Origin of the sequence: Pseudomonas syringae (genome assembly GCF_021605415.1) — a bacterium.
Classification (GTDB): domain Bacteria; phylum Pseudomonadota; class Gammaproteobacteria; order Pseudomonadales; family Pseudomonadaceae; genus Aquipseudomonas; species Aquipseudomonas syringae_S.
On sequence record NZ_WKEQ01000071.1, the window covers coordinates 1 to 5,168 of the forward strand.

Genomic DNA, 5,168 nt, shown 5'->3' on the forward strand with positions numbered 1-5,168 from the left:
TCCTTGCGGGTTTGCTTGCGCTTGCCAGCGTACTCGGCGTCGGCGAAGGTCATCTGCTTCATCGGGAAACTCGGTGGGTGGGGTCGCGGTATTTTGCCAAATCAGAAAGTCTTTTTCAGAGTTTCCTAAGCGTTTTAAATCTTTGTGATAGCGCTGAATGGTCTTGTTTGACGGGCGTTTATGACCGTGCCGCTGACAGTATCTATCAATCTGTGCATCGCACGTCGACGGGTCGAGACCTTGCTTTTCCAGCGAACGCTGAAACTCGAGCAGCTGCTGACGGAAGTCAGCCTCGCGTTGTTCGCTGACCGTCCAGGAGCGCTGCGTGGCTTCAATTTGCCGTTGCGACAGCTCAATCTCGCCAGAGGCAATGAGATTGTAAAAAGCCCGTATATCGACAGCACGCTCGACTCCACCCTTGGCCTCGAGGACGATATCGCCCAATGTCGGCTTGATCGCCTTGATGACGTAACAAGTCTCCTGCCAAACCACGGCTTGGCTCACTTGCAGATTACTGTTCATAACGAATGACCTCGAATGCGCTCAAACTGCCGAACGCCGGAACGATGTCAAAATCCATGTGTTCAAACAGATGACGTACCAGGTCGAACTTTATGAGTCCAAGCAAAACTCCTGCGGCCAACTGATAGTTCGGCGGCACATCGCCGGTTAGCACTTGGGTGACGGGCCCCGTCAGCGCATGAGGATCGCGCGCTTGCAAGGCAGCAGCCCAAATGGGAAGGGAAGGGGCAGCTTGCGCCAGGTACTGCATGAAGAGTTGAGCGTTTCTCAGGTAGTGGCCAGTAAAATCGGCCTCCGTGATGACAATGAAACGCAAACCTTGCTGGTGCAAAGCCTCGCGTACTTCCTCCAGCAGCACCCTATGCTCCTGCACGAATGCGTGGGGTTTAACTTCGACCACGACCTGTAGGTCGTCCAGATCCACGGCAAAATCCGGGGTGTAATACACCGCTCCCGATGGCTTTATCAGGTGCTTTGCCGCCAGCCGTTCGCCCGTTGCTAAATCAAGCGTAAACGGCTGCGCGCGATAGGCCCGCACCCGGGGGTCTAGCTCTAATGCCTGCGCGACCGATTGCTCCAGTCGCGACTCCAGCCGAATTTCGACAAACCCATTTTTCGGCGAGCACATGACATGTGCCCTTCGCGCTCGCTTGGAGCGCTTGGCGACGTCACGGCTGAAGGAAGGGCTTTGGGTATCAAGTTTCATTGGTACACTTCACCAAATATTCGAACTGTCAGGTATAACCCCGACTCGGTAGACTGTCAATATTTGGTGAGTTGTACCCAAAAGGGTAGGCACACCCTTGTATTGGTGGGGGAAGAGGAATGGGGAGACAGGCTAAACAGCCGTGGTACATGCTTTTTCAAGCAGTGCGTTCTCGTATCAATGCCTATCAAGGCACTGACAGCATCAACTTACTGATTCGACAATTGGCGCAAGAGGCAGGTTATGACGCCAAAGTCGTCTCGCGCATGCTCAAGGCCGGTAATTTTCTCGTCAGCCTTTCGCCTACGCTGGCCCCGGAACAGGTCAAGTGTGGCTATGCGCATATTGAGCTCTTGGAACGCTTGCATCAGCTGGACGCCGTCGTCGCAACTTCCATGCTATCCGCGACCCTGGCGAACCAACACACCTTACAAACCTTACGCGAAACCATAACGCACTACGCCACCGTAGCCGGTACACCGGCCACCACTGCCCGTTCAAAGGCACGTAGCCGCGTGGCTAACCATGAGCGTTTGGCGTCGGCGGCCATCCTAGAAGCGGGCGCGGATTTTTTTGGCTTTCCGGGTGGGGAGATCATCAAGGTCACTCACTCCGATTTTTTTAGCCAATTTTTCATGATCCAGCTCAACGGACAGCAGAAGGCTGCCATTTTTATTCGAGTTGGCGACACCTCCCGCAAGCAAGAAAAAGCCGCCGCCGACCTTCTGAAACTGGCTAGCATGGCCCGACCCTATTTCGAAAAAATCTGGTTCGTTTTCCCCGAGCCCTCCGGGGTGGTACACGAGCTTGCGTATCATGCTCATGCCATCAAAGCGTTTGATAACTGGCTGTCCCTGGCCACGCTGAGCGAAGAGGAACAGGCGATTGAGAAGTTCTGGAACCTAGCACGCGCCTTCACTGAAGAGCTGTTTGGCGGTAGTCCCCTCAAGTGGGAAGGCGTTGCCGCTCTGGATAAGGCGAAGAAAAATGGAGAGTTCTTACCCGTTCTGGAAACCGTAGCAACCGATGCGAACTAGACCCCGGAGCCAATTGACACACCTACCGAGCATTAAAGCCTTGAGGAACGCTTACTCAGGGCTCTGGCCTGCCGAGCTGGTGCTGAAAATTGGCATTTTCTCCAGGTGGTATGGCGCACGTAAAAAATTATGGGAAATTATGGCTGGCTTATAATTGGTCATTTTTTGAGCAAGCACTCCCCCATGCTCATGGCTCTCTGCATGGTGATCAAGACGGAAATTTTGATCAGAAATCGCTCTCTCTGCATGCCAGCCCCAGTGCATGAAGCGCAACGTCTGCGAGGTTTAGCCAATACATTCAATGCTGGGCATCATTCATTTAGCCCTTACCGAACAGCCTCACAAAGGCAGTGTGTTTCGCTTGGCGCCACGTCTCAGTCAGATCGCCATTGAGCTCCAGCGCTTCGAAGATACTTTTGACCTGCTCATTGCTGATCAACTTTGCCGTGAGCATTTTCTTGAGCAGCTCATGACCATGCCAGACAGCAATGTCGAAGTCTTGAGCGAGCTGGTGCATGCCCAAGTCATCCGTGACCACAATGGCGTTTCGGATTTGGCCAAACGCCAGCACTCGGCAGTCTGTCGAAGAAGGCGGCGAGCGGCCTGCCGTGGTATAGGCCGCCGGATTCATTAAAACCCAGCCCCGCAGCACACTTTGCGCAGCCTCCAATTGACCTTTTTCGTCAGCACTGAGGCGAACCTGCTTCGCCACTCTCTCAGCGGCGAGATCCTCACCGTCAAACCAAGGAAACTTGAACTTCAGCGCACCACTGCGATGCACTTCGTCCTCGACGTCTTTCAGAATGGTCAGAACGTAGTTTTTCTGCCCAAACGCAACGCCCAACATCGGTCGTACACGCTTCGCCAGCCGTAGATACGCATTGGTATCCAGCAAGACAAGCGTGGACGCCGCACTCAACGCGCCAGCTCGCCATAAAGCGCGGTGGCATCACTGAGTGACACGTCCATGATTTGCTGTACATACGACGGGCCCGTGCCATGTTCGCGAATCATGCGCTTCAACGCCAGGAAGAACTCTGACTGAAACACATTCGACGCAGCAGCAAGGTATTGCGCGGGTTTGGGTGGGGTCGGATCAAAAAGAAGCGTGCTGACCAGTTGGGGTTCTGAGCTGTTTCGCACCTTATGGATTGTTGTTTCAATCACCCGCAACGATGGCAGCTGGTTTGCCCTCGCATAGCCCTGTGTTTGTTGGAACACCGTGTTCAATGAAATTTGGTGATGCCGGGCATGCTGCTGCAGGACATTCACCTCCCCAGTTGCATTAGACGCCTGCACCGCTTCGGCATACGCGAGCTGAGCACAGGCCTCAGGAAACAGCAGGGCACCGGCGAAGGCATCTGCAAAATCCTCCCCCGCGTCACTCCCCGCCAGTTCGGGGGTGTAAACATGCGCCAGCTCATGAGCCATCCAGAACTTAAAGTCTTCCAGCTTGGTATCCAGATTGATGAACACGAAGGTGACATCTGACGCTGGCAAGAGAATGTGCATTCCATTCTTGTGTTGCTGCTTGTGCCCCCAGAGGACGGGCACGAGCACCGCGCCACACGCCTTGAATTCGGCGATCAGCGCCTCATACCCGAGCACACTGCGCTCACCCAGACCCAATTTATTGCGTACCTGGGACGCATCGCTCTGCAAGCGTGCATAGCTGGTGGAGGGCGACGAAATCTGGGTACGTAAGGTGGGCAGCTCCGGCAAAAAGTCGACCAGCGGCTTGAGTAAGCCGCCGATGCCCAGCGCTTTGAGAATGTGGTCATCGGTGGTTTTGGCGCCCGCCTTCTTGCGGAACGCCACCACGGGCTGATCCGGAGGCGGCGCGACCAACTGTGAAAATGAAAGCTGCAGTGTGGTGGCCAACTTCAGCAGTTTGTCTGGACGAGGAAAATCCTTGCCTTTGAGCCAGTTAGTGACGGACTGCGCCGAGACCCCCAACTGATCGGCCAGGTCTTTTTGTGTCCAGCCACGCTGAACGAGGGCCGCGCGGAGCGACTCGGTATGTAGGGTATTTTGCATAGTTGCCAATGTAGTGCTTCACCCGATCAAAATCAAGTTTGATCAAGTTTTACTCACGATACGGTGGTCAAAACCGACATACGCTTGAGGCGCTGCCGCCTGCACCCAACGACAGGGAGGCAAAACCAGCCGCCGCTCGTACGCGTAATTGGACGTTTATGCAGCCACGAAAATCTCGGGGGAATACATAAAAAAGAACGATGCGACTGGAACTAATGAAAAAACCGACTCGCCCTTCGCAAGCATTTTGCTGGGGATTTCAGCGCACGCATATGGGTGACTGAAAAACGGGTAACCGTTCGCAGAGGCAAGAGGGTGATCTCATATTCAACACTGCTCAGCTCCTGACTTCAGCATAAAAGAAATCGGTATATTTATTTCCTTTCTGAAGGAACAGAATAAGGTTTTTCTTGGCCCTTGTTATTCCGGTATACACTGCCTCCTCGTTATCATCGCTCATCAAAATATAGATGGCCGTTTGCGTCTCTAAACCCTTAAAGCTCTGAACCGTAGACAACTTGACCAGACCACTGTTTAAATTAAATGAAAATTTACGACTGTCTCTGATAAGCTTTCTGGCAGCCTCTCTTTCACTTTCAGGCAGCCCCAGTATCTCTAAGTGCTCCTCTTCACTCTCAAACGTCGTTTGTGTTCTTTCGTTTAACGCTAATCTAAACCTTTGATCCAGCTTTCTCAGTATCGCAATATTAGTTGAGACTATGCATATATCATTGGGATGCAATGAATTACTTTTAATACGCTTCTGAATCGTGTCAAAAATGGAAAAGGCACTGCTGACACCATCAAATTCGTGCCGTTCAACAAGATCAAAGGCAAGCATTCCTTGTTGAGGCTCCGTTAAAACC

The 5,168-nt window shown here is 53.0% G+C and carries 5 protein-coding genes and 1 pseudogene; 1 reads left to right on the forward strand and 5 read right to left on the reverse strand.

Annotated features, from left to right (window positions below; translation table 11 throughout):
- A pseudogene (locus GIW69_RS25880) lies at window positions 1-522 on the reverse strand (hypothetical protein); the annotation flags it as partial.
- Complete coding sequence (locus tag GIW69_RS25885) at window positions 512-1,228, reverse strand: TnsA endonuclease N-terminal domain-containing protein (protein WP_236485621.1); 717 nt, start codon at window positions 1,226-1,228, stop codon at window positions 512-514. The gene GIW69_RS25885 and the pseudogene GIW69_RS25880, both read right to left, overlap by 11 nt.
- Window positions 1,229-1,377: 149 nt before the next feature.
- Here GIW69_RS25885 and GIW69_RS25890 point away from each other — a divergent pair, with 149 nt between their 5' ends.
- The gene (locus tag GIW69_RS25890; RefSeq protein WP_236485623.1) at window positions 1,378-2,265 is read left to right on the forward strand and encodes a hypothetical protein; all 888 of its coding nucleotides are present in this window, start codon (window positions 1,378-1,380) and stop codon (window positions 2,263-2,265) included.
- 319 nt (window positions 2,266-2,584) lie between these two features.
- Here the strand turns inward: GIW69_RS25890 and GIW69_RS25895 are convergent, their stop codons facing one another.
- From GIW69_RS25895 to GIW69_RS25905, 3 genes are all read right to left on the reverse strand, one after another.
- Window positions 2,585-3,184: a PIN domain-containing protein gene (locus GIW69_RS25895; protein ID WP_236485624.1), complete on the reverse strand. Its 600-nt coding sequence runs from the start codon at window positions 3,182-3,184 to the stop codon at window positions 2,585-2,587.
- Window positions 3,181-4,302, reverse strand: coding sequence for an XRE family transcriptional regulator (locus GIW69_RS25900; protein ID WP_236485627.1), 1,122 nt, complete (start codon window positions 4,300-4,302; stop codon window positions 3,181-3,183). The genes GIW69_RS25895 and GIW69_RS25900 overlap by 4 nt, the downstream gene beginning before the upstream one ends.
- Before the next feature lie 337 nt (window positions 4,303-4,639).
- Window positions 4,640-5,168: helicase C-terminal domain-containing protein (locus tag GIW69_RS25905; protein WP_236485626.1), on the reverse strand; the 529-nt coding region annotated here is incomplete at its 5' end.